This is a genomic window from Telluria sp. AZSoR62 (assembly GCF_058111565.1).
Map to the genome: position 1 here is coordinate 1 of NZ_JBYTST010000084.1, position 435 is coordinate 435.

2 protein-coding genes are annotated in these 435 nt (G+C 61.4%); both read left to right on the plus strand.

Annotation, left to right across the window (positions count from 1 at the left end):
• The coding region (locus tag AC3XQU_RS22970) for a hypothetical protein (RefSeq protein WP_489876471.1) at window positions 1-238 on the plus strand (238 nt) is incomplete at its 5' end.
• On the plus strand, window positions 228-435 hold a 208-nt coding region (locus AC3XQU_RS22975), incomplete at its 3' end, for a hypothetical protein (protein ID WP_489876472.1). The genes AC3XQU_RS22970 and AC3XQU_RS22975, both read left to right, overlap by 11 nt.

Here is a 435-nt window from a genome sequence, read left to right on the forward strand (position 1 = left end):
GGACCAGCCCACAACAGCTCTCGACACACCCGAAGCGGTCCTCGCCAACCTTGCACAGCTTCGCCAACGTCAAGAGGAAGACCGAAAAGCACGAATCGCCAGCATTCGCCATGCACGCGCGATCGGACTATCAAACCAAGCGATCGGTGCCGCACTCGGAATCACCGAAGCGGCCGTTCGGATGATGATCAAACGAGTCGGCGACCCCGCAAACCAGGAGGAACGTCGTGGCGCGTGAGTACGCCCGCACACGAATCGACATCGCCGACGACCGAGACTTCGAAAGCCTCTCCGTCGACGCGCAATTCGTCTACCTTCGGATCCTCATCCCGGACCCCAGCCTTCGATACAGCGGCGTCGTCGACTGGCGACCGAATCGTCTCACGCGAAAAGCGAAGGATCTGACACTGGACCGGCTGATTGCTGCGGCGGCCG